Below are 25542 nucleotides of genomic sequence, written 5' to 3' on the forward strand. Positions count from 1 at the left end.
AAGGCTTAGGCCGCGTCTTCGTCCAGGTCGATTTCGTCGGCCTGTGCGACGACTTCGCGGTCATCGTAGTGGCCACAGGACGCGCAGACGTGGTGCGGGCGCTTCAGCTCGCCGCAGTTGGGGCATTCGTTCGGGTTTGCAGCAACCAGAGCGTCGTGTGCGCGGCGGTTGTTGCGACGCGACTTGGAAACTTTGTTCTGTTGGACGGCCATGGTCTCAACCTTTGTCTACTGAGGGCCAACAGATTCGCTGTGGGCCGGGTTTCATTCTTTGTTTATCTCGTGGTTTGACGCGCGTTTAGGGGACGATCCCCGCAATGTCCAACCCAAATTCCGATGAGCGCGCGAAAATACTGCGATTCTCGACATGTTCAAGCGATTTTTCTGAGGGCCTGATATGACAGGAAAACAGACCTATGTCACTCGTCTTTTTTCAGCGCGTCGCGCAGACCGGCCAGACCGGCAAAGGGCTTGACGTCTTCGTCTGTCATGGCCTGTTTGCCCGGCTCAGTATAGTCGGCCTGTCCCAGTTCGGCACCGTCTTTACGTGGGTATTGGGGCAGGGCCAGCGACAGGGCCTCGACCATGACAAGCGCTGGGTCGATCTCAGCACCAAGCTGTTCGGTTTCATCACCTTCGGGAATTTCAAACTCGGGCTCTTCTGGATCAACCCAATCGGCCACATAGATTCGCGCGACCGGGATGTCGATGCGGGTGGTCACCGGTTCCAATGTCACCACGCAGGGCTGAATCACTGTAGCCCCCAGTTTTCCGTTCAATACCCAGTCGCGCTTGCCCTGTGCCCTTACGTCACCCACAAAGCTGAGCTTGCGTAGGCCAAGCAAGCCCAACTCGTCTCTGGTAGCCTCCAAAGCCTTGGCGTCTGGGCGCAACTCAAAGGGGGTTGGTGCATTTTGGGGCAGATCGGCCACCCGCAGAGATGTCTGGTTGCTCATTCGTGACCCTTTCCTGTGTTGAACCGGGGCTGCGGTTTGATGTAAGCGGATAGGGTCCGTAACGGGCCAAGGCAAGAGGGTGTGAATGTTGAAGGTTGTGAACAGGTTGAAACCGGCGTCGAAAACGCTTGTCTTTGCGGCCTGTCTGGCAGCGGCTGGTGCATGTTCGCCGGTCTTCAAGAATCACGGATATGTCCCAACGCCCGAGGACCTGGCCGAGGTCAAAGTGGGTGTGGACACCCGCGACAGTGTGATCGAGGCGGTCGGCGCCCCCAGTTCGTCCGGCGTGATCCGCGATTCCGGGTTCTATTACGTCCGGTCACGCATTCGTCATTACGGCCCGAAAAAGCCCGAAGTGGTCTCGCGTGAGTTGGTGGCGATCAGCTTTGATGACCGGGGCGTGGTTCGGAACATCGAACGGTTCGGGCTTGAGGATGGTATTGTCGTTACGCTGGATCGCCGGATTACCGAGTCCACGATTCAGGGTCAGGGCTTTATCCGTCAGCTGTTGGGTAACATCGGTAACTTTAACCCGGCCAATATTCCCGGCACGTCACAATAAGTTACAGCCACATCTTGCGATGGTCATGCGGCAATCACACATTGTGTGATAGGGGCATGGCAAGAGGAAACAGGTCAGCAACCGCGGAGGATGCGACCATGGCACTATTGCTTGGTAAGGGGCGGTATCGCGCCCGGCTGGCGCAGTCGCGGCAGGACCTGGCGGCGGCACAGCAGCTGCGGATGTTGGCCTTTGGGACAGAAAAAATCGATCAGGACGATTTCGATTCGGTCTGTGCCCATATTCTGGTCGAAGATGTGCGCGCAGGCGGGCAGGTGGTCTGTTGTTTCCGCATGCTGACCATGGCAGATGGCACTGAAATCGGCCGCAGCTATTCGGCGCAGTTCTATGATCTTTCGGCGCTTGCGGGGTTTAGCGGTCGGATGGTTGAGATGGGGCGGTTTTGCGTTCATCCGGACTGGACCGACCCAGACATTCTGCGTGTCGCCTGGGGGGCAATGACGGCCTATGTAGATCAGAATGATGTCGAGATGCTGTTTGGCTGTTCGTCCTTCGCTGGGACCGAAACCGAGGAGTATCTGGATGCGTTCGCGATTCTAAAGCACAGGCATCTCGCCCCAAAACGTTGGCTGCCACGGGTCAAGGCACCGGATGTATTCCGCTTTGCCACGCGTCTGCGTCGCAGGCCGGATGTGAAAAAGGCGATGTTGCGGATGCCGCCCTTGCTGCGTACTTATCTGATGATGGGCGGCTGGGTCAGTGACCATGCGGTCGTCGATCGGCATATGAACACGCTGCATGTGTTCACCGGGCTTGAGATTGGTGCGATTCCCCCGGCAAGGAAACGTTTGTTGCGAGCGGTGGTTCGGTAATCCCCGTTGACCCCTTGGCCTTGCCGGTTTAGCTGGCGGGCATGGCGAGAATTCCTTTGTTGCAGATGTCCGGCATTTCCCTGACCTTTGGGGGTGATCCGGTGTTTTCGGGGCTGGACCTGGTGGTGCAGCCGGGCGATCGTATCGCGTTGGTGGGGCGCAATGGGTCCGGCAAATCAACCTTGATGAAAGTGATGGCCGGTCTGGTCGAGCCAGACCAAGGCGACATTGTGATTCCGCCTGGAAAATTTATAGGTTACATGGAGCAGGACCCAACCATGGAAGGGTTCGCGACGCTGGGCGACTATGCCTCAAGCGGGTTAGAGCCAGGTGAGCTGTACAAGGTTGAACGTGCCGGAGAGGGGCTGAAATTCGACCCGTCGCGCCCGGTCGAAACGGCCTCGGGCGGCGAGCGGCGGCGCGCGGCTTTGGCCAAGCTGATGGCCGAGGCGCCAGACCTGATGCTGCTGGACGAGCCGACCAACCACCTGGATATCGAAGCCATCGCCTGGCTCGAGCGTGAGCTGGGCGCGACGCGGGCTGCGTTTGTTCTGATCTCGCACGACCGCGCGTTTTTGCGGGCTTTAACCCGAGCCACGCTCTGGATTGACCGCGGAATGGTGCGGCGACAGGAACAGGGGTTCGACGCTTTCGAAACCTGGCGTGACAAAGTTTGGGATGAGGAAGATCAGCAACGTCACAAGCTGAACCGCCTGATTAAATCCGAGGCGAAATGGGCTGTCGAGGGCATCAGCGCACGACGCAAGCGCAATCAAGGCCGCGTGCGCGCCCTGCAGGCGTTGCGGGCCGAAAAGGCGGCGCAAATCAAACGCCAGGGCTCGGCCGCTATGGCGCTTGAGGCAGGGCCGAAATCCGGACGAAAAGTGATCGAGGCCAAAGGCTTGGCCAAGTCCTTTGATGCGCAACGGATCGTGCGGAATTTCGACTTATTGGTGCAACGCGGTGATCGGGTGGCTTTTGTCGGACCGAATGGTGTAGGCAAGACGACCCTGCTGAAAATGCTGCTTGGACAAGAACAACCGGATGAGGGGTCGGTGACCCTGGGTACCAATCTTGAGGTTGCGGTGTTCGATCAGACCCGCGCGCAACTGGACCCGGAAATGAGCCTTTGGGATAGTCTGACCGGCGACCCCGAGATGCGGGTTTCCGGCAAGGCCGATCAGGTGATGGTCGGTGGCCAACCCAAGCATGTGGTCGGCTACCTCAAGGAATTCCTGTTTGACGAACGGCAGGCCAGAGCGGCGGTTAAATCCCTGTCAGGGGGCGAAAAAGCGCGATTGCTGCTGGCCAAGCTGATGGCCAAATCCTCGAACCTGCTGGTGCTGGACGAACCGACCAACGATCTGGATGTCGAAACACTGGATCTGTTACAGGAACTGCTGGACGATTATGACGGCACCGTTCTGCTGGTCAGTCACGACCGGGATTTCCTGGATCGCGTCGCCACTACGACCATCGCGATGGAGGGCAATGGCCGCGCAATCGTCTATGCGGGTGGGTGGTCGGACTATATTGCACAGCGAGGGGACGTTGCGGAAAAGAAGGTAGAAAAATCAAAACCCTCAAAGGCAAAGATCAAGCCGGAAAGTCAGGCGAAATCGGGTCTGTCTTTCTCGGAAAAACACCGGCTTGAGAAACTACCCGCCGAAATCGCCCGGCTTGAGGCCGAGATCGGCAAACTGGAAGACCTCATGTCCGATCCCGAATTGTTCACTCGCGAACCGGTTAAATTCCAGAAGGCGACCGAGGCGTTGGTCGAGCGGCAGGAAAAACTGGCCGCAGCCGAGGATGAGTGGCTGATGCTCGAAGAAAAGGCCGAAGGCGCTTAGGACTGTTTCAGCGCTCGGGCAGGGTTTCCAACGACCGTTTCTTCGGCCGCGACGTCTTTGGTCACGACGCTGCCCGCACCGATGGTGGCATTGTCGCCGATGGTGATGCCGGGCATCAGGATGGCTCCACCGCCCACCCAGACATTCCGCCCAATCGTCACCGGAAGACCAATTTCAAGACCCTGCGCACGCTCAACCGGGTCTTTGGCGTGTTGAGCGCAATAAATCTGAACGTGCGGTCCGAACATCGTGCCGTCTCCGACCCTCACCGGTGCGGTATCCAGAACCACGCAGCCCGCGTTGAAATAAACGCGCTGGCCAAGGTGGATGTTCACCCCATAGGCGCAGTGAAAAGGAGCCTCGAGAAAGCAATCCGACCCGACGTTGCCGAACAACGCCAGCAATTCCGGTGCTATTGCACCGCGGGTATCCGGCGGACAGGTGTTATGCGCGTGAACCGCGCGCCGGGCCTGTACGCGCAGGGCATCCAATTCCGGATCCAGACAGCAATACCACTCTCCGGCCTGCATCTTTTCGCGTTCGGTCATGAAACTGACCTAGCGCATTCGCAGGGCACCGTCGATGCGGATGACCTCTCCGTTCAGGTATCCCATCTCGACGATAAACCCGGCCAGTCGCCCGTATTCACGCGGATCACCCAGACGGGCCGGGTTGGGGACGTCAGCGGCCAGTTGCTGCTGTACCTCTTCTGGTAGACCGGCCAGCATCGGGGTCATGAAGATACCGGGGGCGATGGCCATCACCCGTATCCCGGTCGCGGCCAGATCGCGGGACATCGGCAGGGTCATCCCGACCACTCCACCTTTTGAGGCCGCATAGGCCGCTTGTCCCTTTTGCCCGTCAAAGGCCGCGATCGATGCGGTATTGATGATCACACCGCGTGCGCCGTCGGGCTCAGGGTCATTCTTTGCCATTTCAGCCGCAGCCAGGCGCGAGACGTTGAATGTGCCCACCAGATTGATGTCGATGGTGCGTTGAAAGGCGTCCAGAGGGTGGGGGCCGTCTTTGCCCACCGTCTTGATGCCATAAGCGATTCCGGCGCAGTTCACGGCGGCCGTGATCTGGCCCATATTGTTCATCGCCCGATCGATCGCTGCGGCGACGGATTCCTCGTTCGTCACGTCCGTTTCAGCAAAATGCCCTCCGATTTCCTCCGCGACCTGAGTGCCACGGACGGCGTCGCGGTCCAGAATAGTGACCTGCGCGCCGCGCTCGGCAAAGTGACGTGCGGTTGCTTCGCCCAGCCCCGAAGCACCGCCAGTGATGATCGCGGATGTGGTGGACAATTGCATGGCGGCGGTCTCCTCTCAGGATATGAACGTATGTTCAGTTAATCTGAGGATTTAGGTGATGTCCACAATTCGGACGAGATTTTTCAAAGTTTTATGCCGTTTCTCAAGCGATTCTCAGAGGAACTTTAACTGCGCTTAATGCGCAAGTCTCACATCGGTACCTATCAATTTGACGCGTCGAGGGGGCGCCGAACAAGGAGACAAGTGTTATGCGTAAGAGTTTGAAAGTCGGAATTCCTGTGCTGGTAACTGCACCTTTTCTGACTGTGATGGCGGTAAGCAGCGCCGCAGCTGCGCCAGAGGTGTGCAACTGGAAGACCGCCCGGGATGCTGCAAATCGGGGGGATTATCAGGCGCTGTGTGATTGTCAGCAGGTGACACCCAGCTTTCTGGAACGCCTGCAACAACGGTCGGATTTCGCGACCACATTGCGCAACACAACGGCGCAATGCCCAGGATTGGCTTCGTTGTTGACCGACCAACCAACGGGTTCGATTGGTGCATCGGGAAATCCAGGCGAGGCGCGGGGAAATGATCAGTTTGCCGGTCTTGATTCAGATAACGGAGGCGGTTCCGGGTCTGGCGGCGGAGGCGGAGGTGGTAACCCCGGCAACGGCGGCGGTGGCCCCGGTGACGGTGGCGGCGACCCCGGTGATGGTGGCGGTGATCCCGGTGACGGCGGCGGTGACCCAGGCAACGGCGGTGGCAACGGCGGTGGCGGCGACAACGGCGGCAACAACGGCGGCGGCAATGGCGGCAACAACGGTGGTGGCAACGGCGGCAACAACGGCAGCGGCAACGGTGGCAACAACGGCGGCCCCGGTAATGGTAACGGAAACAACGGGAATTCCGGCAACGGCGGTGGCAATAACGGCGGCTCTGGCCCCGGCACCGGAAACGGTGGCGGCAATAACGGCAATGGCAATGGCGGCGGTGGTCACGGCAATGGGGGCAGCAATGGCGGCGGTCACGGCGGAGGCAAAGGCGGCCACGGCGACGGTAAAGGCGGCGGCAAAGGAGGCCATGGCGGTGGTAAGGGCGGCCACGGCGACGGAAAAGGCGGCGGCAAGGATGGAAAACGCTAAGCCCGTTTGCCACCTGCGCGTCAGCGCCTGAAACGAAAACGGCCACCCAATTGGGTGGCCGTTAGCCGTGTTGGAACAGTTTAGGCCAGCCGGACCAAGGCGTGCCGCTTCTTGCCTGCGCTCAATTTGACGGGTGAGGACAGAGCGCCTGCGTCGATCATCAGGCCCGCATCCGTCAAAGGGGCATCGTCCACTTTGGCGCCGTTTTCAGCAATCAGGCGTTTGGCCTCTTTGCCCGACTTCGCGAGACCGGAAATGACGAACAATTGCACGATCGAGATTGGGAGGGTGCCCTCGCCGACGATCACGGTCGGCAGGTCATCCCCAACGCCCCCTCTCTCAAACACTTCGCGTGCGGTGGCCTCGGCAGTCGCAGCGGCTAAAGCACCGTGGGCAAGGGTGGTCACCTCGTTGGCAAGACGGATCTTGGCCTCATTGATTTCGGACCCTTGCAGCGCGCCCAGGCGCTCGCACTCATCCACCGGCATTTCGGTGTAGAGCTTCAGGAACCGCCCGACATCCGCATCGGTGGTGTTGCGCCAGAACTGCCAGAATTCGTAGGGCGAGCGCATCTCGGCGTTCAGCCACACGGCACCGTCCTGAGATTTGCCCATCTTCTTGCCGTCGCTGGTGGTCAACAGGGGCGAGGTCAGACCGTAAATCTCGTGATCCAGCACGCGGCGGGTTAGGTCGATCCCATTGACGATATTGCCCCACTGATCCGAGCCGCCCATCTGCAGAACGCAGCCATAGCGGCGGTTCAGCTCAAGGAAATCATAAGCCTGCAGGATCATGTAGTTGAATTCGAGGAAGCTGAGCGATTGTTCTCGATCCAGCCGCGATTTCACGGACTCAAACGAAAGCATGCGGTTGACCGAGAAGTGCCGCCCGATGTCCCGCAGGAAATCGAGGTAGTTCAGGTCGTCCAGCCACTCGGCATTGTTCAGCATCAGAGCTTTGTTTTCGGCGTCACTGTCATAGTCGATATAGGCCGAGAACACCTTTTTGATGCCCGCGATGTTTTCGTCGATCTGTTCGGGCCCCAACAGGGGACGTTCATCCGCGCGGAACGACGGATCGCCCACCTTGGTGGTGCCGCCGCCCATCAGGGTGATCGGCTGATGGCCGGTTTTCTGGAACCAGCGCAGCATCATGATTTGGATCAGGCTGCCCACATGCAACGATTTTGCCGTCGCATCAAAGCCGATATAGGCCGGCTTGCACCCACTGATCAGCGCTTCGTCAAGGCCCTGATAATCGGTGCAGTCGGCGAGAAAGCCGCGCTCGATCATCGTGGCGATGAAATCCGATTTGGGGTGGTAGGTCATATCGTGCCCTTTGGGTTGATGTTGCGGGGCACTGTATAGGCGTCGCTTTGGGCAAGGAAAAGCCACCATTTCCAAGAAAAACGTGGGCAGTGTCAGCTTTTGACCGGAGGCAGGCGCAACGCATAGAGCATTGCGATCAGGTTCAGCGCGGCCAGTGCAAAGATCGGGGTGATTGGATCGTGCAGATGTGCCACCGCGCCCAGGATCGCAGCAAAGACCATGCCGATCAGTCCGGCACTAACATCGCCAAGGGCGACCAGGTAGGGACGCTCCTGTTCCGATGTCTTTTCAATGATATAGAGATAGCGGCCATAAATGACGCCATTCCCGCCCAGTGACAGCAGCAGGATGACCAGCGCATAAACCCAGACGTTCTGCGCATAGCCAAGGAATGTGAAGGCCAGCGCCAGTATGGCTGAAACTGCCGAGATCAAGCACCCCAGCCACATCACCGGCTTGACCGAGATCCGACCGCTGAGCCAACCCCACAGGATCGAGCCCAGCACCATACCAAGACTGGCGGCCATCACGAAATAGCTGAGTGAGTGTTTGGTGCCCACGTGAAAGGTCGCAGCGTGGATTGTGTAAAACGGCATGGCCAGTTCAACCGAGACAAAGATCAGACGCGCCGTTAGAAACTTGCGATACCACGAATAAGCCATTCCGGTTTTGAAACCGGTCACCAACTCAGCCAGCGGTTTGGGTTTGCTTTTGGGTGCGGGGGCACGGGCTTGCTCTTGTTCCAGCAGCCGGACACCGGCAAAGCTGACGCCGGCGGCGAACATGGCGACAACGCCGCACCACAGGACGACGATGTGGCGCTGCATTGGTTCATCCGAGGCCAGCAGATCGCGCGTCACCCAGACCACAAGAATGGCCAGAATGCCTGAGATTGTGGCCTGTGCAAACACCATCCGATTTCGTTTCGCCTCGGGCACCGAGATGCCATAGATTTGGCTGGTGCCCAGACTGGTGATCCCTTGGCACAGTCCCATTACAACCGCGGTTGTCAGAAATAGTAACACAATCAGAAGATTGGGGAGGTTTGTTGCGAACAATGCCACGACCGACAGAATGGCGGCCGTCAGGATGTTCGGCACGTAAACCGCCAGTTTCGCGCGGGTCACCCGGTTGATGAACGGAGACATGAAAATCTCGGCAATCAGGCGCGATCCGGTCACGAAGGGCAGCAACAGGCCCGCGAAAAACGTAGGCGCCCCCAAGGCCAGATACAGGAAGGGCAGCACCAGATTGGGGTTCACCAGCTGCCCGCCAATTGTGGCCAGTGACCCTGACCAAAAGATAAGCTGGTAATTGCGCCCCTGCGCGGGCTGGTTGGGTGTCTGTGTGTCCGTCATGGTCGTCCGTTTAGGGTGCAGTTGGTCGCAATGCTTACTCAGGCCGTGCGCCGGTGCAACCGTCCCGTCGCTCGTGTTGTGGTTGCAGGCGCGCAGGTTGTAGCAAAAAAGCACGTGGACCGCGTGATGTGACTTGCCTAGTGGGGCGATGAACAGGCAGGTTGAGCGCCATAAAACAAGATAAATGAGGTGAGCGTGAACCGGGCCATCAGGAAAGGCGGGCCGATCAAAGCCCTGGGTGCAATGTCTGGCACGTCGCTGGACGGTGTGGATGCTGCGGTGGTGGAAACCGATGGGCATCACATCATCGGTTTTGGCCCAAGCGGCTATCGCGCCTATACCGAGGCCGAGCGCAGCGATCTGCGCGCGGCGCTGGGTCAATGGCACGGCCCGGACGTGGACAAGGCGGCTGAGCTGGTTACCATTGCGCACGCCGAGGCGCTCTCGGAATTTGAAGAGATCGATCTGATCGGCTTTCACGGGCAAACTCTGGCGCACGAACCACATGGGCGGGGTACGTTACAAGTGGGCGACGGCAAGGGGTTGGCGCAGGCTTTAGGCGTGCCGGTCGTCTGGGATTTCCGCAGTGACGACGTGGCGATGGGGGGGGAAGGTGCGCCCCTAGCACCATTCTTTCACTTTGCCTGCGCTAAATGGATCGGGGCGACCCAACCGCTGTGTTTTTTGAACCTCGGCGGGGTGGGAAACCTGACTTATGTGGACCCCGGCTTTGACGGCCCGGAAGCGCCCGGAGCTCTGCTGGCCTTTGACACCGGTCCCGCCAATGCACCCGTTGATGACCTGATGCAGGCGCGTCTGGGCCTGCCGATGGACCGCGATGGTGCGGTTGCGCGTGGCGGCACGGTCGAGATGGGCGCGCTCGAACTGTTTCTGGCTGAGCCTTACTTTACCCGAATGCCCCCTAAGTCTCTTGACCGGAACGACTTTGCCGAGATGATCCGGTTGGTTCAGGAGCTAAACGACGCCGACGCGGTGGCCACACTGACCGGCATGTGTGCGGCGGGCGTGCTGCAGGGGATGGAACATTGCCCCAAACCGCCTGCGCGTCTTCTGGTCACTGGCGGCGGGCGGCATAACCCGGTGCTGATGGAGATGCTGCGCGTCGCACTGGACTGCCCGGTCGAGCCGGTCGAAGCGGTAGGGTTGGACGGCGACATGCTCGAGGCACAGGCCTTCGCCTATCTCGCAGTACGCGTGGCACGTGGGTTGCCGACATCATGCCCTGGAACAACTGGGGTTAAAGCTCTTGTCGGGGGAGGAGTTGTCAGTACGGTTTCGATGGGTGCTGCTGGCTGAAGGGAATTTGGCTGGAACCTCAGATGATAGGCTTTCGTGTCGCTCGGCAGCAAAATTTGCATTCGATGTCGCATGCAGACAAACCCAAGTCTGAAAACTGGTTATCCTCGCTCTTTATGAGCAAAGAAGGCGTCTACCAGAATCTACTGCAACAAGCTCGGGATGCATATGTCAGCCATCCCCAGATGACGTCGTTCGCACCGTTTCCAGATGACATTCAAAGGCAGGAGATTGAGCCATATCATCTCCCGTGTGGCGACGTGTTGCAGCAGGAGGCGGGGCTGGTATCACAAACCTATGCTCGCCTGCAGGATGCGATCGTAAACGCAGCACCTTACGCGGTTTGGCGAGAGACCTACAAATACACAGATATCGGCGATTGTTTCCTGAATAATTTTGGATGTTATTCCATCGTCGGAGCAGGAGGGCCGTTCTTATCGAACAAACTCTGGCTTTGGATTGTTCACATGCCGCCTCAGCTTTACTATCCGTGGCATCATCATCCAGCAGAAGAAATGTACATGGTGATTTCAGGAACTGGCGTGTTCAATCGCGAGGGCTGTCCGAGTGAAAACCTCGGCGAAGGCGGCACTATGTATCACGAAAGCAATCAGCCGCATGCAATGGAAACGCAGGACGATCCGATATTGTGCCTTGTGGCCTGGCGCAACCGTTTCGATACGCCTCCTGTCCTGACCCCATCCAATTAAACGGTTGGATAGGGGGTGACTTTGACCAGCTTTTTTGTCGGAGGTCACAGGGTCACTGGAAGACGGATTTTCACTTCAGGGATTTCATGTAATCCAGTGAAAAATCGGAATACCCCTCAGAAGTCGATTTCAAATGTGCCCGGGTCCAATCGTGCAGCGCGGGCAATTGATGGAACGGCACGTTGGGAAACGCATGGTGCTCGGCGTGGTAGGGCATATTCCAGGCCAGAAACCGGACGATGCGGTTGGTGAAAGTGGTGCGAGAGTTCTCGAGCATATTGGCGACTGAGGGGCAGAGGCCATGTTCGGCTAATAGATAGAGGCGCAAGAAGGGTTGCGCGATCAGCACCGGTAGAATCCATAGCCAGAACAATACTGAAGAATAGAGCAGGCTGAGACCGACAAGGACGTAGAGAACCAGCAATAGCCGCGCCTCAATACGCATGGCGCGGTGTTGGCGGGCAGGCAGGTAGGGCGCGTCGATCCGGCCAAAAGCGTTTTGCATCAGAACCTTTGCCATCCCGCTCCAATACGGCCATCCGCTTAGGTAAATCAGCAGGTCCCGCCAATTCCCGGGTCGTGGTTTGCCACCCAGCTCCGGGTCTTTTTCCGGGTGGTTGGTCCATTTGTGATGGGCCAGATGGAAATACCGAAACCACGTAAAGGGCAGGGCGGTAGGGATCGAAACCAGATGCCCGATGACATCGTTCAACCAGCCACTGCGAAACGGTGTCTTGTGCGTACACTCGTGACTGAGCGTAAACAGGAAAACCAGAAGGATGCCTTGGGGAAGGATAAACAGAGGCCAAAGCGGCACCCGCAATGCGATACAGGCCGAGGTGCCCGCCAGTACTATGCCATACGCCGCCAAATGCTTCAGCCCAGCGGCGTCAGATCGGAGCTGAAGCCTTTCTTTCGCCTCGGGCGGGATCGACGCTATGAGCGCGCGGTGGTCCACGGTTTACCCGCGCGCGATATCGAATTCCGGCGCGGCCAACACAAAGCCGTCGAATTCGAACCCGGGTGAGACGGTGCAACTGACCAGAGTGTACTCTCCAGTCGACCGCGCTGATTGCCAGTGGTTCGTGGGTACGATCAATTGTGGCGCGCCTTTGGTCAGGTCGGGGGTCAGCAGGTGATCGTTGGCAGGGCCGTCATCGGTAGCGCTGAGGGACAGGGTCAGTGGCGCACCGGCGTGATACAGCCAGATTTCGGTCGCATCGACGCGGTGCCAGTGGCTGTGTTCGCCAGCCTGCAACAGGAAATAGATGCATGTGCCGGTGGCGCGGCCTTCGTTATCGGCCCGCCAAGTTTCGCGGAACCAACCGCCCTCGGGGTGGCGCTGCAACTGAAGGTGGTCGATGATCTCTTGCGCGGTCATTAGGGCCTCTTGCTTGGTTGTGGTGATTATGCACGCAGGCGTGCGATCCGCTATGGTATTTACGTGTATCCACCATATGTTTGCCGCATGACCTTGAATATCCCGTTTGACAACAGCTATGCCCGTCTTCCCAAAACTTTTTTCGCCCGGCAAGTGCCGGTGCCGGTGCGCGCTCCGCGTTTGATTGCGTTTAATGAAGATCTGGCCCGCGTTCTGGGGGTAACTCCGGGCGATGTGCAGGAAATGGCCGAGGTTTTCGCCGGGAATGCCCTGCCTGAAGGGGCCGAGCCGATTGCTCAGCTTTATTCCGGCCATCAGTTCGGCACCTACAACCCGCAGCTCGGCGATGGGCGTGCGGTATTGCTGGGTGAGACGATCGGAACAGACGGCGTGCGGCGGGATATTCAGTTGAAGGGCTCGGGACAAACCCCGTTCAGCCGCCAGGGCGATGGCCGTGCGTGGCTTGGGCCAGTTCTGCGCGAATACGTGGTATCCGAGGCGATGCACGCACTGGGCATCCCGACCACCCGTGCGCTGGCTGCGGTTGAGACAGGAGAGATCGTCTTGCGCGAAGGCCCGATGCCGGGCGCGGTGCTGACCCGCGTGGCGCAAAGCCATCTGCGTGTGGGGACGTTTCAGGTGTTTGCCGCAAGACGGCAGGTCGACAGCTTGAAGCGGCTGACCGAATACGCCATCGCCCGACACTATCCGCAGGCCGAAGGTCCAATGGGCCTGCTGCGCGCGGTCCGGGACGCGCAGGCGCGGCTGATTGCGCAATGGATGAGCGTCGGGTTTATCCACGGGGTGATGAACACCGATAACTTCTCGATCGCTGGCGAGACCATCGACTATGGGCCTTGTGCCTTCATGGACATCTATCACCCGAATACGGTCTTCAGTTCAATCGACCGAATGGGACGATACGCCTATTCCAATCAGCCGGACATCGCCGTATGGAACCTGGCGCAATTGGCGACCTCTTTGATTCAGCAGGTCGAGGACCCCGAAGCCGCCGTTCAAGAGGCCACTGAGATCGTGCATGCAATGCCGGTACTGATCCAACAGGAATGGCTGGCCCGCTTCCGCGCCAAGATCGGTTTGACGACCGAGGATAAGGGCGACGAGGCGTTGATCACCGATCTGCTGACCCGGATGGCGCATAACAGTGCCGATTTCACCAATACGTTCCGTGCGCTGGGCAGTGACAAGGCCCGCGATCAGTTCGTGAACCCCGAAGCTTATGATGAATGGGCCGACGGCTGGCAGGCTCGGCTGGCCCGTGAAAATGACCCGCAGACGGTGATGAACGCCGCCAACCCGGCCTTTATCCCGCGCAACCACCGGGTCGAGCAGATGATACAGGCTGCTGTCCAAGGCGATTTTGCCCCGTTCCATCGGTTAAATGCGGTGCTTGCCCGCGCCTATGAGGATCAACCCGACGCAACCGACCTAACACATCCGCCGGCCGAAAGCGAAGTGGTCCACGCGACGTTCTGTGGGACATAGCGAATATCAAAACTTGAACGTCTAGTTTTTAAGCTGTCTAGTGGGCGTTCTTCTGAACATAATGCCAAGCGACTTACCATCGGCACATAATGCTGCATAATGGACGCAACCGGGGGAACTGCAGATAAAATCAGTTTTGTTTTAGGGAGCATAAAATGCGCTACGCCATTTTGTTGGAAGACGCGGACGGAGTGTCTTATTTTGAAAATCGTGAGATTGATTTCGAGCTCAAGACCTTTGCCCCCCCGGCCGCACCGTTTCTGGTCTCAAAAGAGGTCGATGCCGCGCGTATTGCCTTCTTGTCATTGCCTGCTGGGTGGAAAGGGGTTCAACACCGTTCCCCGAAACCCCAACTTGCGACGGTTCTGTCCGGTACGTTCCGTGTTCAGGCGGGGTCGGGCGAAATACGTGATTTCAAAACGGGTGACTTGTTTTGGGCCGAAGATGTCAAGGGAACAGGCCATAGCTCATCCGCAGAAGGGGGTGAGCCCGCCAACCTTATGATTACACAATTTAAATAGGGGCCGGGTGGCCGAGGAACCTTTGATGTCAGACACAGGATGCCAATGACCAAACCATCAACCCTGCGTATCGCCAGCTATAACATTCAGAAATGTGTGGGGCTGGATTTTCGGCGGCAGCCCCAGCGTATCATGCAGGTCATCGACAGCATGCAGGCCGATATCGTGGTGTTGCAAGAGGCCGACAAACGCTTGCCGCCCCGGCCTGCCGCCTTACCACATTTCATGTTGGATGAGGCCGGCTGGCAGATCGTCGATCTGGGTGGGGCCGGCAGTCTGGGCTGGCATGGAAACGCTGTGATCTGGCGCGGAAATTCGATTCAGGTTCGGCAGACCGGGCACCACGACCTGCCAGGGCTGGAGCCGCGGGGAGCCGTGCGTGTGGAATTCGACACCCAAATCGGGCCGCTGCGCGTGATGGGAATGCATCTGGGCCTGTTGCCCGCATCCCGGCGCCAGCAGATAACGCACATCCGCCGCTTTGACGATGATCTGGACAACATGCCCACCGTCTGGGCCGGGGACTTCAACGAATGGTCGCGCCAGCCTGTGTTGGACCATCTGGCCCCGGATATGCGCTTTTTGGCACCGGTTCCAAGCTTTCCGGCCGCACAGCCCCTGGGGGCGCTGGACCGGATCGCGCTGGGCGCAGGGCTTGAGGCGGTGCTGCACGGCGTGCATGACGCGCGGCCTGCGCATATTGCATCTGACCATCTGCCGATCTGGGCCGACCTGCGACGGGTGGCCTAGGATGCAATTCCCCTGTGGCGTGATCCGCACAGACGTATTAAGACAGAAACCCGAACTACTCTGAGGGTCACTTATGTCCGATACGATCATCGCCCGCTGCGAAGCAAAAGGCCTGCGCATGACGGGGCAGCGCCGCACAATCGCGCAGGTGCTGCAACAAAGTGAGGATCACCCGGATGTTGAGGAACTGTATGCCCGTGCCTCGAAAGTGGATTCGGGCATCTCGATCGCCACGGTCTATCGCACTGTCAAACTGTTCGAAGAAGCGGGGATTCTTGACCGGCTGGAATTCGGTGACGGGCGCGCACGGTATGAGGATGCTGAGCGTGATCATCATGACCATTTGATCGACATGCAATCCGGCAAGGTGATCGAATTCGTCGATCCCGAGATCGAAGTGTTGCAGGAAAAGATCGCGGCCAAGCTGGGGTATAAGCTGAAAGGCCACCGGCTGGAACTGTACGGCGTGCCGCTGGAACAGGACTGATTCATCACAAAACGCGAACCGCAGGCGCACGGGAATTCATGCTTTCCGGGCGGATAATGCTTGCCTGAACGGCTTACTTGCGATTTTGCTGAGAAAAGCGGCATTGGGGCCGCAGGATTCAACGGACACGATCATGAACAACGTACACGGCATTTTGCTGGTCGTCGGCGCGATGGCGGCTTTTGCGCTTGAAGATATGTTCATCAAGCATCTGTCGGTGACAGTGCCGACCGGTCAGATCATGGTTGTGTTGGGTGTGATCTGCAGCCTGGCCTTTGTCGTGATGTCGTTGGCCACGCGCAAACGTATCCTTGATCCGGTGGCGTGGCAGCCTCTGCCTCTGATGCGCGCCGGGACCGAAGCGGTTGGTGCGCTGAGTTTTGTGACCGCGTTGTCTCTGGTCGATCTGTCCACCGTGGCTGCCGTGTTTCAGGCGATGCCGCTGGCCGTCACCATGGGGGCCGCGCTGTTTCTGGGCGAGCATGTCGGCTGGCGACGGTGGAGCGCGATTGGCATCGGCTTCATCGGCGTGCTGATGATCATCCGCCCCGGGCTGGCCGGGTTTCAACCCGAGTCGTTGTTTGTCGTGGCCAGTGTGCTTGCCATCGCCGCGCGCGACCTGATCACCCGTAAGCTGGATGTTCGCGTGGCCTCGTCCGTGGTCGCCCTGCAGGCCTATGTCGCCGTGGCATTCGCTGGCGTGGCGTTGATGGTGTTTTCCGCACAACCCGTTGTGCCTTTACATACTTGGCAGATTGGTCCCTATCTGGGTGCCGTTGGCTTTGGTTTTCTCGGTTATTACGGCATCGTCATCGCCATGCGGATTGGTGAGGCTTCGGCCCTGACGCCCTTCCGCTATACCCGGCTGATCTTCTCGATCGCCGCGGGGATGCTGATGTTCGGTGAACGCCCGGACCTGATGACGCTGGCCGGGGCCACGTTGATCATGGGGTCGGGCATGTACACCTTTATTCGCGAACGCCGTTTGGCCCGTGAACTGGCGGTCGCAGCCTGACGGATCGTCGCACGTTGGCGCAAACAGGTAATTGTTAGCCCTAAAGGGCCGGGAATATACATGTTAGCGATAACATGACTGGTTTACTTTTTGCCCGGTGATGGTATGAGGCGTGCAACTGATTGCAGCCACAGGAACGGGCCTCATGAGCACCATTATCGACATCCACGCACGCGAAATTCTGGACAGCCGGGGCAACCCGACCGTTGAGGTCGACGTGATTCTGGAAGACGGCACCATGGGCCGCGCCGCTGTGCCCTCGGGCGCGTCGACCGGCGCTTATGAAGCAGTGGAAAAGCGTGACGGTGACAAATCGCGCTATTTGGGCAAGGGCGTGCTTGAAGCCGTCGCCGCCGTGAACGGTGAGATTGCCGAGGAGCTGGTCGGCTTTGACGCCACCGAGCAGGTTGCCATCGATGGCGCCATGATCGAACTGGACGGAACCGAGAACAAGGGTCGGCTTGGCGCCAATGCCATTCTGGGTGTTTCGCTGGCCACGGCTAAGGCAGCGGCGGATTTCACCACGCAGCCTCTGTATCGTTATGTGGGTGGCACCTCGGCTCGTGTTCTGCCAGTGCCGATGATGAACATCATCAACGGGGGTGAGCACGCGGACAACCCGATCGATATTCAAGAATTCATGATCATGCCAACTTCGGCCGCAAATATCCGCGAAGCCGTGCGCATGGGGTCCGAAGTTTTCCACACCCTCAAACGCGAATTATCGGCTGCTGGTCTAGCCACCGGCGTAGGCGACGAGGGCGGCTTTGCCCCCAACATCGCATCCACCCGCGAGGCGTTGGATTTCATCCTGCAGTCCATTGAAAAGGCTGGCTACAAACCCGGTGAAGAAATCCACCTGGCGCTGGACTGCGCTGCCACTGAATACTATCGCGACGGCAAATACGTTCTGTCGGGTGAGAATATCTCGCTAACCTCCGAAGAAAACGCCGAGTATCTGGCGGCGCTGGTCAAAGACTATCCGATCATCTCAATCGAAGACGGCATGTCCGAAGATGACTGGGACGGCTGGAAGGCGCTGACCGATGCCATCGGTGACCGTGTTCAACTGGTGGGCGACGACCTGTTCGTGACCAACCCCGAACGTCTGGCTGAAGGGATCGACCGCGGCTGCGCCAATTCGATGCTGGTCAAGGTGAACCAGATCGGCTCGTTGACCGAAACCCTGCGCGCCGTCGATATGGCGCACCGCGCGGGTTATACCAACGTGATGTCGCACCGTTCGGGCGAGACCGAGGATGCCACCATCGCCGATCTAGCCGTGGCGACGAATTGCGGTCAGATCAAAACCGGCTCGCTGGCGCGATCGGACCGGTTGGCCAAGTACAACCAATTGATCCGTATCGAGGAATCGTTGGGCGAAGTTGCCGAATACGCCGGGGCTTCGATCCTTAAGCGCTGAGTGTTAATCTGATCCTCGTACCTTATCGAGGATCGGCAGTTGCTTAGCATCATAGAACCCAGAACGCCGGACCACTTTGATGCGGTCCGGCGTTTGTGTTGGGAATACCGCGATTTCCTCCTGACGCTGGATGAAAAGTCGCAACGTATTGTTCAAACCATCTATTCGCAGGATAAATATGCCCGTGTGATGGAGGCCATCGAGGCCGAACACAGCCCGCCGAACGGTGGCGCGCGTCTTGCGCTGGTCGGTGATCAGCCCGTTGGATGTGGCATGTTCCACACGATCGAGCCGGGCGTGGCCGAGATCAAGCGCGTATTCGTTCAGGACAGCGCCCGCGGTACGGGGGCAGGTCGTTCCATCATGCTGTCTTTGATCCAGCAATGTCGCCAGCAGGGGTTTGACCTGATCCGCATGGACACTGGCAAACCCTTGCAGACAGCGACCCGACTGTACCTCTCAATGGGGTTCGTTCTGCGGGACGCATACGCCGAGATTCCGGAAATCGCCGAGGGTCATCTGCTGTTTTTCGAGATGAAATTGTAGCGGAACGGATAAGAAAGACCTTTTTGCCGAATTATTTTGCGCCGCTTTCTCGTTGTTAACGTGTGGAAAAAACATAACCCTAAATATTTCTCAGCATAATTCGCGTTATGTGTGAACTTTTTCCTATTTGTCTCAATTTGAGCTGGCCTATTGTGACTGGATTACAGAAAAGGGGGTACACCATGACTGGTTCGAAATTCCTTCTCGTAGTTTCAGTGATCAGCACTGTATTTTTGGCGGCCTGCTCGGGGCCGGGGACTTATCCGGTATCGGGGATGCAGGCGTCGTCCACTGACCCGGTGATGGATATGGACATTCCTGGATTCGATATGGGCGTTGAGGCGCGCTAAAGCGGCTTGCTCATCAGCACATAGCGGTCTCGTGCTTTGAAACCGGTGCGCAGATACAGTCTTTGTGTGGCTTCATTGGTCCGGTCGACCTCAAGATGCAATGCGGTCAATCCTGCCCCGGCAAGGGCTTTGGGCAAGTCCAGCAGGACTTCGGTGGCGATCCCGCGACCACGAACTGCGGGGCGGATGTAGATCTCGTCGACAAAGCCGTCCATACCGCCAAATTCGACCGACCAGCCGAAGGTCAGCACGATATAGCCCAGCGGCGCGCGGCCGGGTCCGATCAGATAGACGCACCCGTGGGGGATGCCCTCAAGAAGCGGGGCCAGAGCCTCGCGACGTTGATCGGCGTCCTGTTCAATTCCGGCCTCGGCGTGAAAGGCCGCGACCAGCGACATCAGGCGATCCAGATCTGTGGGACGGGCGAGTTTCAGCGCGGCGCTCATAGGCGGGCCAGCCTTTCTGTTAGCAGGTCAAAGAATCCATCAGCGTCGATTTCCCCCATGAACATGGCATTGGGGGGATGATCCGTCACGCGCCACCAATCAGCGACGGTCATACCAAGGGTCAGGTCGGATTGCGTTTCGATCTGCACATTGACGTGACGGCCCGAGAACAGTTCGGGCCGGATCAGATATGCGGTCACGCAGGGGTCGTGCAGCGGCGCGCCCTCTGAGCCGTATTTTTCTTTATCGAAGCGTTCGAAAAAATCCGTCATATCGGCAACCGCATGGCCGACTTTAGAATCGAGTGCACGGAACGCATCGTTGCGATGTTTCGTGACTAAGGCGTCATGGGTGACATCCAGTGGCATCACGACGATATGAACGCCGGATTTAAACACAATTTCAGCGGCTTCCGGATCAACGTAAATGTTGAATTCAGCGGTGGGCGTGATGTTGCCCACCTCAAAATACGCCCCGCCCATCAGCACGATTTCCTGCACGCGCTCGACGATATCGGGCGCTTTCTGAAAGGCCGTGGCGATATTGGTCAAGGGCCCCAGCGGGCAGAGCGTCACCGTTCCCGGTTCCTGCGCGCGCAGGGTGTCGATGATGAAGTCGACCGCGTGCCCATCAGCCAGCGGCATCTCCGGATCGGGCAGGACAGGGCCGTCCAGCCCGGTCTTACCATGCACATGCTCCGCGGTGACCAAAGCGCGGTTCAACGGACGGTCGCATCCAGCGTAAACAGGGATATGCGTATGCCCGGCCAGTTCACAAACAATCCGCGCGTTTTTGGCGGTCAGTTCCAGCGGCACATTCCCGGCAACAGCTGTGATGCCCAGCACGTCGATCTCATCAGGGCTGGCCAACGCCAGCAAGATTGCGACAGCGTCGTCCTGACCGGGGTCAGTGTCGATAATGATCTTGCGCGGTGCCATGATTTGCCTCCGGGGTCTTGAAGCGCGGACACTCGCAAGTGTCACCCCACTTGTCCAGCGGTTTCAGGCCTCGGTCGCGGCGTCCACAGGCGGGAGTTTGCCATTGGCGCGGTGCTCTTCGATCTTCACCTCATCCCACAGCGCATCCATTTCGGCCAAATCACTTTGCGACGGCGTTTTCCCGTGCGCGGCAAGACGTGCCTCGACCTGTTCGAAACGCCGCGTGAACTTGGCGTTGGTACGGCGCAGGGCGGCTTCGGGTTCGATGCCCAGGTGACGGCCCAGATTGACCATCACGAACAGCAAATCTCCAAACTCGTCCTCTAACGCATCGGTATCCATGCTGTTGCGGGCCTCTTCCAGCTCAGCTGCCTCTTCGGTGATCTTGGCGAGTACATGGCTGGCATCGGGCCAGTCGAATCCCACGCGGGCGGCGCGTTTTTGCAGCTTATGGGCTCGCAACAGGGCTGGCAGGTTCGCGGCCACTCCGTCCAAAGCGCCTTTTTGTTCCTTGCCCTCACGCTCGGCTGCCTTGATGGTTTCCCAATCCACCGTTTGCTGTTCCGCAGATTTGTCGCGGGATTCGTCGCCGAACACATGCGGGTGACGGTCGACCATCTTGTCCGACATGGTGCGCACCACGTCCTGAAAAGTGAAATGTCCAGCCTCTTCAGCCATTTGCGCGTGGAAGACGGACTGGAACAGCAGGTCACCCAGCTCACCCTTCAGTTCGTCATAGGCGTTGCGTTCGATGGCATCGGCGACCTCATAGGCTTCTTCGATCGTATAAGGGGCGATGGTGGCGAAATCCTGTTCGATATCCCACGGGCAGCCTGATTCCGGGTCGCGCAGGCGGCGCATGATTTCCAGCAAACGCTCGATACCCGCTTCGCTGTCGTGGATCAGAGGATTTTCGGCCATTGCGAACCCTTTCGTTCCGGTGTCAGATGCATCCATTCCGCAGTCAGGATCAGGAGTCCACCCCAGATGCCCGTCGTCAACCGAATTGCCGATTTCTCTGCCGATATGGCCGCATGGCGCCGGCACCTGCATTCGATCCCCGAACTGGAGTTCGAATGTCACGAAACATCTGCTTTCGTCGCCGACCGACTGCGCGAGTTCGGTGTGGATGAGCTGCATGAGGGCATTGCCAAGACGGGCATAGTGGCAATCATCAATGGGCAGGGTGAGGGGCCGACCATCGGCTTGCGCGCCGATATGGACGCCTTGCCGATCCCTGAGGAGACGGGCGTATCTTACGCGTCCAAAAACCCCGGCAAGATGCACGCCTGCGGGCATGACGGGCACACCACGATGCTGCTGGGTGCGGCCCGCTATCTGGCCGAGACGCGAAATTTCCGCGGTCGCGTGGCGCTGATCTTTCAACCCGCCGAAGAAGAGGGCGGCGGGGCCGGTGTCATGGTCGAAGAGGGGATCATGGACCGGTTCAACATCTCTCAGGTCTACGCGCTGCACAACGCGCCCGGATTTGTCGAAGGGTCTTTTTATACCACGCCGGGGCCGATCATGGCGGCGGTGGACACGTTTGAGGTGCATATTCAAGGCGTCGGAGGTCACGGCGCCATGCCGCATGAAACACGCGATCCGGTGATGGCGGCCTGTGGTATCGCGCAAGCGATACAGACTATTGTCAGCCGCAACCACTATGCGCTGGATGATCTGGTGGTCTCGGTCACGCAAATCCACACGGGAACGGTGAACAATGTGATCCCTGATACGGCCTTCATCAACGGTACAATCCGGACGTTTGACCCTGCTGTTCAGAAGATGGTGATAGAGCGGATGGAACAGATCGTGCAGGGACAGGCGACCTCGTATGGGGTCACGGCGCGGCTGGACTATGAAAAGAACTATCCCGCCACGATAAACGACGCCGAAAAGGCTGGTTTCGCAGCCGATGTCGCGCGCGACATCTCGGGCGCTGACCAGGTAACCGCCAACGCAGGGCGTGAGATGGGGGCCGAGGATTTTTCCTATATGTTACAGGCACGTCCCGGTGCCTATCTGTTCCTGGGGCAGGGTGAGGGCGCAGGGCTGCACCACCCCAAATACAACTTCAATGACGAGATCGCGCCGGTTGGCGCCTCGTTCTTTGCACGGATTGTGGAAAAGGCGCAGCCTTTGGGCTGATGGGGGGAAGACATGGCACTGGAAGACGCAAAAAATCAGGTGGATGAGGCATTCACCAATCCGGACCTCAAAGGGTTATCGTTCGAAAACACGTTCGGCGGCGCGACGTCATTCCTGCGGCGGCTCTATACCAAAGAGCTGAAGGGCGTAGATATTGCCGTGACCGGCGTGCCGTTCGATCAGGCCGTGACCAACCGCCCTGGTACCCGTCTTGGCCCCCGCGCAATTCGCGAGGCCAGCGCGCTGCAATCTCCGGATGCGCCTTACGGCTGGCCCTTCGACGCGCTCAGCGAATTGGCAATCGTGGATTACGGAGATATGGCCTATGACTACGCCAATATCCCTGCCTTTCCCGATACGTTGACGGATCATATCCGTACTATTCTGGCGGCCGACGTGGCCTCGGTTTCGTTGGGCGGAGATCACTATATCAGCTTTCCGATTCTAAAAGCCTATGCAGAGAAGTACGGGCCAATGTCGCTGCTGCAATTCGATGCGCACACGGACACATGGGCCGATGACGACATGTCCCGCGTCGATCACGGGACGATGTTTTACAAGGCGGTGAAATCGGGGATCGTGGACCCTAAACGCTCGGTCCAGGTGGGTATTCGCACTACGAATGAGGACACGCTGGGCGTCAACATCATAGACGCGCGCGAGGTGTATGAATCTGGTCCTGCCGCCGTGGCGCAAAAGATCAAGGGTATTCTGGGCGACAGCCCCGTTTACCTGAGCTTTGACATCGACGGTCTGGACCCGGCCTTCGCCCCCGGCACCGGCACGCCCGTCTGGGGTGGGCTGACTTCGATACAAACGCAGATCATCCTGCGCGACATTGCCGGCATCAACATCAAAGGGGGGGACGTGGTCGAGGTCTCTCCGCCTTTTGATACGTCCGGTGCCACGGCGATTGCGGGCGCGCATGTGGCGACGCAGATCATTTGTCTGCTGGGGTGGAATAAGCTGATCTCGGATTAATTCAACAGGCTTAACCATTGGTTAGACATCTTTCCGATATCTGGTTAACCAAAAGGCCGGACGGGAGAATGACGGGAATGACAGAATATAACCAACCCATCAGCGGCAATGATCTGGCGCGGTTTTCGGGACCGAACACGTTTATGCGCCTGCCGCAGGTGGATTCGCTTGCCGGGTTGGACGTGGCGGTGCTGGGCATCCCGATGGATATTGGCACCTCTTGGCGGTCGGGGACGCGGTTCGGACCCAAGCAGATCCGCAGCGAAAGTGCGATGATCCGGCCCTATAATATGGCCACGTTTGCGGCCCCGTTCGACAGCCTTCAAATCGCGGATATCGGCGATCTTGCGATCAATACATTCTCGTTGGCCGACAGTCTGAAAATCATCAAGGAAAGCTATGATGCCATCCTGGCACAGGGTGTGACGCCAGTGGCAATGGGGGGCGATCACTCGATCACCCTGCCGATCCTGCGGTCAATCGCTGCCAAACACGGGCCGGTGGCACTGGTCCATGTCGATGCCCATGCAGACGTGAATGATGAGATGTTTGGTGAAAGAGAAACGCATGGCACGGTTTTCCGCCGCGCCTACGAAGAGGGGCTGATCGTCCCTGATAAAACCTTTCAGATCGGCATTCGCGGCTCGGGCTACGCAGCATCGGATTTTACCGAGGCTAAGGGCTGGGGCTTTCGCCAATTCCCTGCTTGGGAGCTGTGGCAGCAAAATCTGACCGTGACAGGTGCCCAGATTCGCAAAGAGATCGGCGAGCATCCGGTTTACATCTCGTACGATATCGACAGCCTGGACCCTTCTATCGCCCCAGGCACCGGCACACCCGAGATTGCAGGGCTGACCACGCCACAGGCTTTACAGCTGATCCACGCGCTGGCGGGTATGAATGTGGTGGGCTGTGATCTGGTCGAGGTTTCCCCTCCGTATGACGCTACCGGCAACACCGCACTGACAGCGGCGAACCTGCTGTTCGAGATGTTGTGCATTCTACCTGGCGTGACGTCACGATAGCGGCAGTGGCGCCTTGCCACGACCAGCGATCCGAATATTGTTTTGCAAAGCGATGGGATCGGGATGAAAAGAATGTTTTTTTGGGGATTGGTTGCCTGCTTGATCGCCATGGCTGCCATTCGCTCAGCCCCATCAGACCCCAATCGTTGGCACGTCGCTCCTGTCGGAGACACGGATCGCGATATGCCGGGCGGCGTGTTTAGGGTGATCGAAAGTGACCCCGACCGTTTTGCGCGTCTGCATGAAATCGTGACAGATACTCCCCGAACCTATGTGCTGGCGGGATCCGTGCGAGAGGGGATGGTCACTTACATAACGCGCAGTAAAGTATTTGGCTTCCCAGATTACACCACGATTCAGCAGGATGGAGACACTCTACGCGTCTACGGTCGGTTAAGATTCGGTCGGCGAGATTTCGGGGTAAACCGAAACAGAGTCGATGGCTGGCTGGCTGCTTTGCAGCCCTGAGGACAAACACCCCTCTTGCACTTCGCGCCACATGGGGACGTTCAGGGACATTTGGCACTGGGCGGTGAACATGCGGCCGTCGACTTGTAGGCAGATCATCTCACCCAACTCGATGCGCGTTCCGGATTTGTCGGTGCAATAGCAGTCCTGTACCTTGCCTCCGGGACCGACGACATCGGCCATGGCCGGGGCTGCGCACAACAAAATAACAAGTGCCAAACGTGTCATAGCGTCAGCTTAGCA

At 58.5% G+C, this 25542-nt stretch carries 30 protein-coding genes; 18 read left to right on the plus strand and 12 right to left on the minus strand.

Going from position 1 to position 25542, the window contains the following annotated elements:
• Positions 1–5 precede the first annotated feature (5 nt).
• Together rpmF and ACR0AJ_RS06995 are read right to left on the minus strand one after the other, a co-directional pair.
• Positions 6–212: a 50S ribosomal protein L32 gene (rpmF, locus tag ACR0AJ_RS06990; protein WP_008756996.1), complete on the minus strand. Its 207-nt coding sequence runs from the start codon at positions 210–212 to the stop codon at positions 6–8.
• 206 nt (positions 213–418) lie between these two features.
• Entirely contained in the window at positions 419–955 is a 537-nt protein-coding gene (locus ACR0AJ_RS06995) for a YceD family protein (RefSeq protein WP_480646951.1), read from the minus strand.
• Between the two features lie 85 nt (positions 956–1040).
• On the opposite strand from ACR0AJ_RS06995, the gene ACR0AJ_RS07000 reads away from it, so the two are divergent.
• From ACR0AJ_RS07000 to ACR0AJ_RS07010, 3 genes are all read left to right on the plus strand, one after another.
• On the plus strand, positions 1041–1517 hold the full coding sequence (locus ACR0AJ_RS07000) for an outer membrane protein assembly factor BamE (RefSeq protein WP_170348973.1): 477 nt from the start codon (positions 1041–1043) through the stop codon (positions 1515–1517).
• Between the two features lie 98 nt (positions 1518–1615).
• Positions 1616–2350, plus strand: a complete 735-nt coding sequence (locus ACR0AJ_RS07005; protein ID WP_254440175.1) for a GNAT family N-acetyltransferase — start codon at positions 1616–1618, stop codon at positions 2348–2350.
• Positions 2351–2391: 41 nt separating this feature from the next.
• Complete coding sequence (locus tag ACR0AJ_RS07010; protein WP_480740448.1) at positions 2392–4200, plus strand: ABC-F family ATP-binding cassette domain-containing protein; 1809 nt, start codon at positions 2392–2394, stop codon at positions 4198–4200.
• On the opposite strand, the gene ACR0AJ_RS07015 is transcribed toward ACR0AJ_RS07010, so the two are convergent.
• Together ACR0AJ_RS07015 and ACR0AJ_RS07020 are read right to left on the minus strand one after the other, a co-directional pair.
• The gene (locus ACR0AJ_RS07015; protein WP_480646949.1) at positions 4197–4748 is read right to left on the minus strand and encodes a sugar O-acetyltransferase; all 552 of its coding nucleotides are present in this window, start codon (positions 4746–4748) and stop codon (positions 4197–4199) included. The genes ACR0AJ_RS07010 and ACR0AJ_RS07015 overlap by 4 nt on opposite strands.
• Positions 4749–4757: 9 nt before the next feature.
• The gene (locus ACR0AJ_RS07020) at positions 4758–5513 is read right to left on the minus strand and encodes an SDR family NAD(P)-dependent oxidoreductase (RefSeq protein ID WP_170348969.1); all 756 of its coding nucleotides are present in this window, start codon (positions 5511–5513) and stop codon (positions 4758–4760) included.
• Positions 5514–5722: 209 nt separating this feature from the next.
• Between ACR0AJ_RS07020 and ACR0AJ_RS07025 the strand changes: the two genes are divergently transcribed.
• Positions 5723–6598, plus strand: coding sequence for a hypothetical protein (locus tag ACR0AJ_RS07025; protein WP_480740450.1), 876 nt, complete (start codon positions 5723–5725; stop codon positions 6596–6598).
• Positions 6599–6678: 80 nt separating this feature from the next.
• Here the strand turns inward: ACR0AJ_RS07025 and tyrS are convergent, their stop codons facing one another.
• On the minus strand, positions 6679–7926 hold the full coding sequence (tyrS, locus tag ACR0AJ_RS07030) for a tyrosine--tRNA ligase (RefSeq protein WP_480646946.1): 1248 nt from the start codon (positions 7924–7926) through the stop codon (positions 6679–6681).
• Positions 7927–8018: 92 nt separating this feature from the next.
• Complete coding sequence (locus ACR0AJ_RS07035) at positions 8019–9284, minus strand: MFS transporter (RefSeq protein ID WP_170348967.1); 1266 nt, start codon at positions 9282–9284, stop codon at positions 8019–8021.
• 243 nt (positions 9285–9527) lie between these two features.
• On the opposite strand from ACR0AJ_RS07035, the gene ACR0AJ_RS07040 reads away from it, so the two are divergent.
• Together ACR0AJ_RS07040 and ACR0AJ_RS07045 are read left to right on the plus strand one after the other, a co-directional pair.
• Positions 9528–10601: an anhydro-N-acetylmuramic acid kinase gene (locus tag ACR0AJ_RS07040; RefSeq protein WP_254428473.1), complete on the plus strand. Its 1074-nt coding sequence runs from the start codon at positions 9528–9530 to the stop codon at positions 10599–10601.
• A gap of 23 nt (positions 10602–10624) precedes the next feature.
• Positions 10625–11311 carry a dimethylsulfonioproprionate lyase family protein gene (locus tag ACR0AJ_RS07045; RefSeq protein ID WP_170348965.1) on the plus strand — a complete coding sequence of 229 codons (687 nt, stop codon included), beginning with the start codon at positions 10625–10627 and terminating at the stop codon, positions 11309–11311.
• 70 nt (positions 11312–11381) lie between these two features.
• On the opposite strand, the gene ACR0AJ_RS07050 is transcribed toward ACR0AJ_RS07045, so the two are convergent.
• On the minus strand, positions 11382–12269 hold the full coding sequence (locus ACR0AJ_RS07050; RefSeq protein ID WP_480740452.1) for a fatty acid desaturase: 888 nt from the start codon (positions 12267–12269) through the stop codon (positions 11382–11384).
• Positions 12270–12272: 3 nt separating this feature from the next.
• Positions 12273–12692, minus strand: a complete 420-nt coding sequence (locus ACR0AJ_RS07055; protein WP_480740453.1) for a cupin domain-containing protein — start codon at positions 12690–12692, stop codon at positions 12273–12275.
• 87 nt (positions 12693–12779) lie between these two features.
• Here ACR0AJ_RS07055 and ACR0AJ_RS07060 point away from each other — a divergent pair, with 87 nt between their 5' ends.
• The 8 genes from ACR0AJ_RS07060 to ACR0AJ_RS07095 all read left to right on the plus strand — a co-directional run bounded on the left by ACR0AJ_RS07060 (position 12780) and on the right by ACR0AJ_RS07095 (position 19290).
• Complete coding sequence (locus ACR0AJ_RS07060; protein WP_170348962.1) at positions 12780–14198, plus strand: protein adenylyltransferase SelO; 1419 nt, start codon at positions 12780–12782, stop codon at positions 14196–14198.
• A gap of 155 nt (positions 14199–14353) precedes the next feature.
• Positions 14354–14719, plus strand: a complete 366-nt coding sequence (locus tag ACR0AJ_RS07065) for a cupin domain-containing protein (RefSeq protein ID WP_170396078.1) — start codon at positions 14354–14356, stop codon at positions 14717–14719.
• 39 nt (positions 14720–14758) lie between these two features.
• A complete protein-coding gene (locus tag ACR0AJ_RS07070; protein WP_170348960.1) occupies positions 14759–15469 on the plus strand; it encodes an endonuclease/exonuclease/phosphatase family protein in 711 nt (236 codons plus the stop codon).
• Positions 15470–15542: 73 nt separating this feature from the next.
• On the plus strand, positions 15543–15956 hold the full coding sequence (locus tag ACR0AJ_RS07075) for a Fur family transcriptional regulator (protein ID WP_170348959.1): 414 nt from the start codon (positions 15543–15545) through the stop codon (positions 15954–15956).
• Between the two features lie 133 nt (positions 15957–16089).
• Positions 16090–16971, plus strand: coding sequence for a DMT family transporter (locus tag ACR0AJ_RS07080; protein ID WP_170348958.1), 882 nt, complete (start codon positions 16090–16092; stop codon positions 16969–16971).
• 145 nt (positions 16972–17116) lie between these two features.
• Complete coding sequence (gene eno / locus ACR0AJ_RS07085) at positions 17117–18394, plus strand: phosphopyruvate hydratase (protein ID WP_170396072.1); 1278 nt, start codon at positions 17117–17119, stop codon at positions 18392–18394.
• 39 nt (positions 18395–18433) lie between these two features.
• Complete coding sequence (locus ACR0AJ_RS07090; RefSeq protein WP_170358835.1) at positions 18434–18940, plus strand: GNAT family N-acetyltransferase; 507 nt, start codon at positions 18434–18436, stop codon at positions 18938–18940.
• Between the two features lie 182 nt (positions 18941–19122).
• Positions 19123–19290 (plus strand): hypothetical protein, encoded by a 168-nt coding sequence (locus ACR0AJ_RS07095; RefSeq protein WP_165590747.1) that lies wholly within the window; start codon positions 19123–19125, stop codon positions 19288–19290.
• Here ACR0AJ_RS07095 and ACR0AJ_RS07100 read toward each other — a convergent pair.
• The 3 genes from ACR0AJ_RS07100 to mazG all read right to left on the minus strand — a co-directional run bounded on the left by ACR0AJ_RS07100 (position 19287) and on the right by mazG (position 21595).
• Positions 19287–19736: a GNAT family N-acetyltransferase gene (locus tag ACR0AJ_RS07100; RefSeq protein WP_170348955.1), complete on the minus strand. Its 450-nt coding sequence runs from the start codon at positions 19734–19736 to the stop codon at positions 19287–19289. The two genes, ACR0AJ_RS07095 and ACR0AJ_RS07100, sit on opposite strands and share 4 nt — an antisense overlap.
• Entirely contained in the window at positions 19733–20674 is a 942-nt protein-coding gene (locus ACR0AJ_RS07105) for a nucleoside hydrolase (RefSeq protein ID WP_170396066.1), read from the minus strand. The genes ACR0AJ_RS07100 and ACR0AJ_RS07105 overlap by 4 nt, the downstream gene beginning before the upstream one ends.
• Before the next feature lie 63 nt (positions 20675–20737).
• A complete protein-coding gene (gene mazG, locus ACR0AJ_RS07110; RefSeq protein ID WP_170348953.1) occupies positions 20738–21595 on the minus strand; it encodes a nucleoside triphosphate pyrophosphohydrolase in 858 nt (285 codons plus the stop codon).
• Positions 21596–21661: 66 nt separating this feature from the next.
• Here mazG and ACR0AJ_RS07115 point away from each other — a divergent pair, with 66 nt between their 5' ends.
• The 4 genes from ACR0AJ_RS07115 (at position 21662) to ACR0AJ_RS07130 (ending at position 25299) form a co-directional block, all read left to right on the plus strand.
• Positions 21662–22825 (plus strand): M20 aminoacylase family protein, encoded by a 1164-nt coding sequence (locus tag ACR0AJ_RS07115; protein ID WP_480740457.1) that lies wholly within the window; start codon positions 21662–21664, stop codon positions 22823–22825.
• Positions 22826–22837: 12 nt separating this feature from the next.
• Positions 22838–23806 (plus strand): agmatinase, encoded by a 969-nt coding sequence (gene speB / locus ACR0AJ_RS07120; RefSeq protein ID WP_170549289.1) that lies wholly within the window; start codon positions 22838–22840, stop codon positions 23804–23806.
• A 77-nt stretch (positions 23807–23883) separates the two neighbouring features.
• On the plus strand, positions 23884–24831 hold the full coding sequence (gene speB, locus ACR0AJ_RS07125) for an agmatinase (RefSeq protein WP_170348950.1): 948 nt from the start codon (positions 23884–23886) through the stop codon (positions 24829–24831).
• 108 nt (positions 24832–24939) lie between these two features.
• Complete coding sequence (locus ACR0AJ_RS07130; protein ID WP_480640739.1) at positions 24940–25299, plus strand: DUF1499 domain-containing protein; 360 nt, start codon at positions 24940–24942, stop codon at positions 25297–25299.
• Here ACR0AJ_RS07130 and ACR0AJ_RS07135 read toward each other — a convergent pair.
• The gene (locus ACR0AJ_RS07135; RefSeq protein ID WP_170348948.1) at positions 25225–25527 is read right to left on the minus strand and encodes a hypothetical protein; all 303 of its coding nucleotides are present in this window, start codon (positions 25525–25527) and stop codon (positions 25225–25227) included. The genes ACR0AJ_RS07130 and ACR0AJ_RS07135 overlap by 75 nt on opposite strands.
• Between the last annotated feature and the right edge of the window lie 15 nt (positions 25528–25542).

The organism is Ruegeria sp. CJ9 (assembly GCF_056536625.1).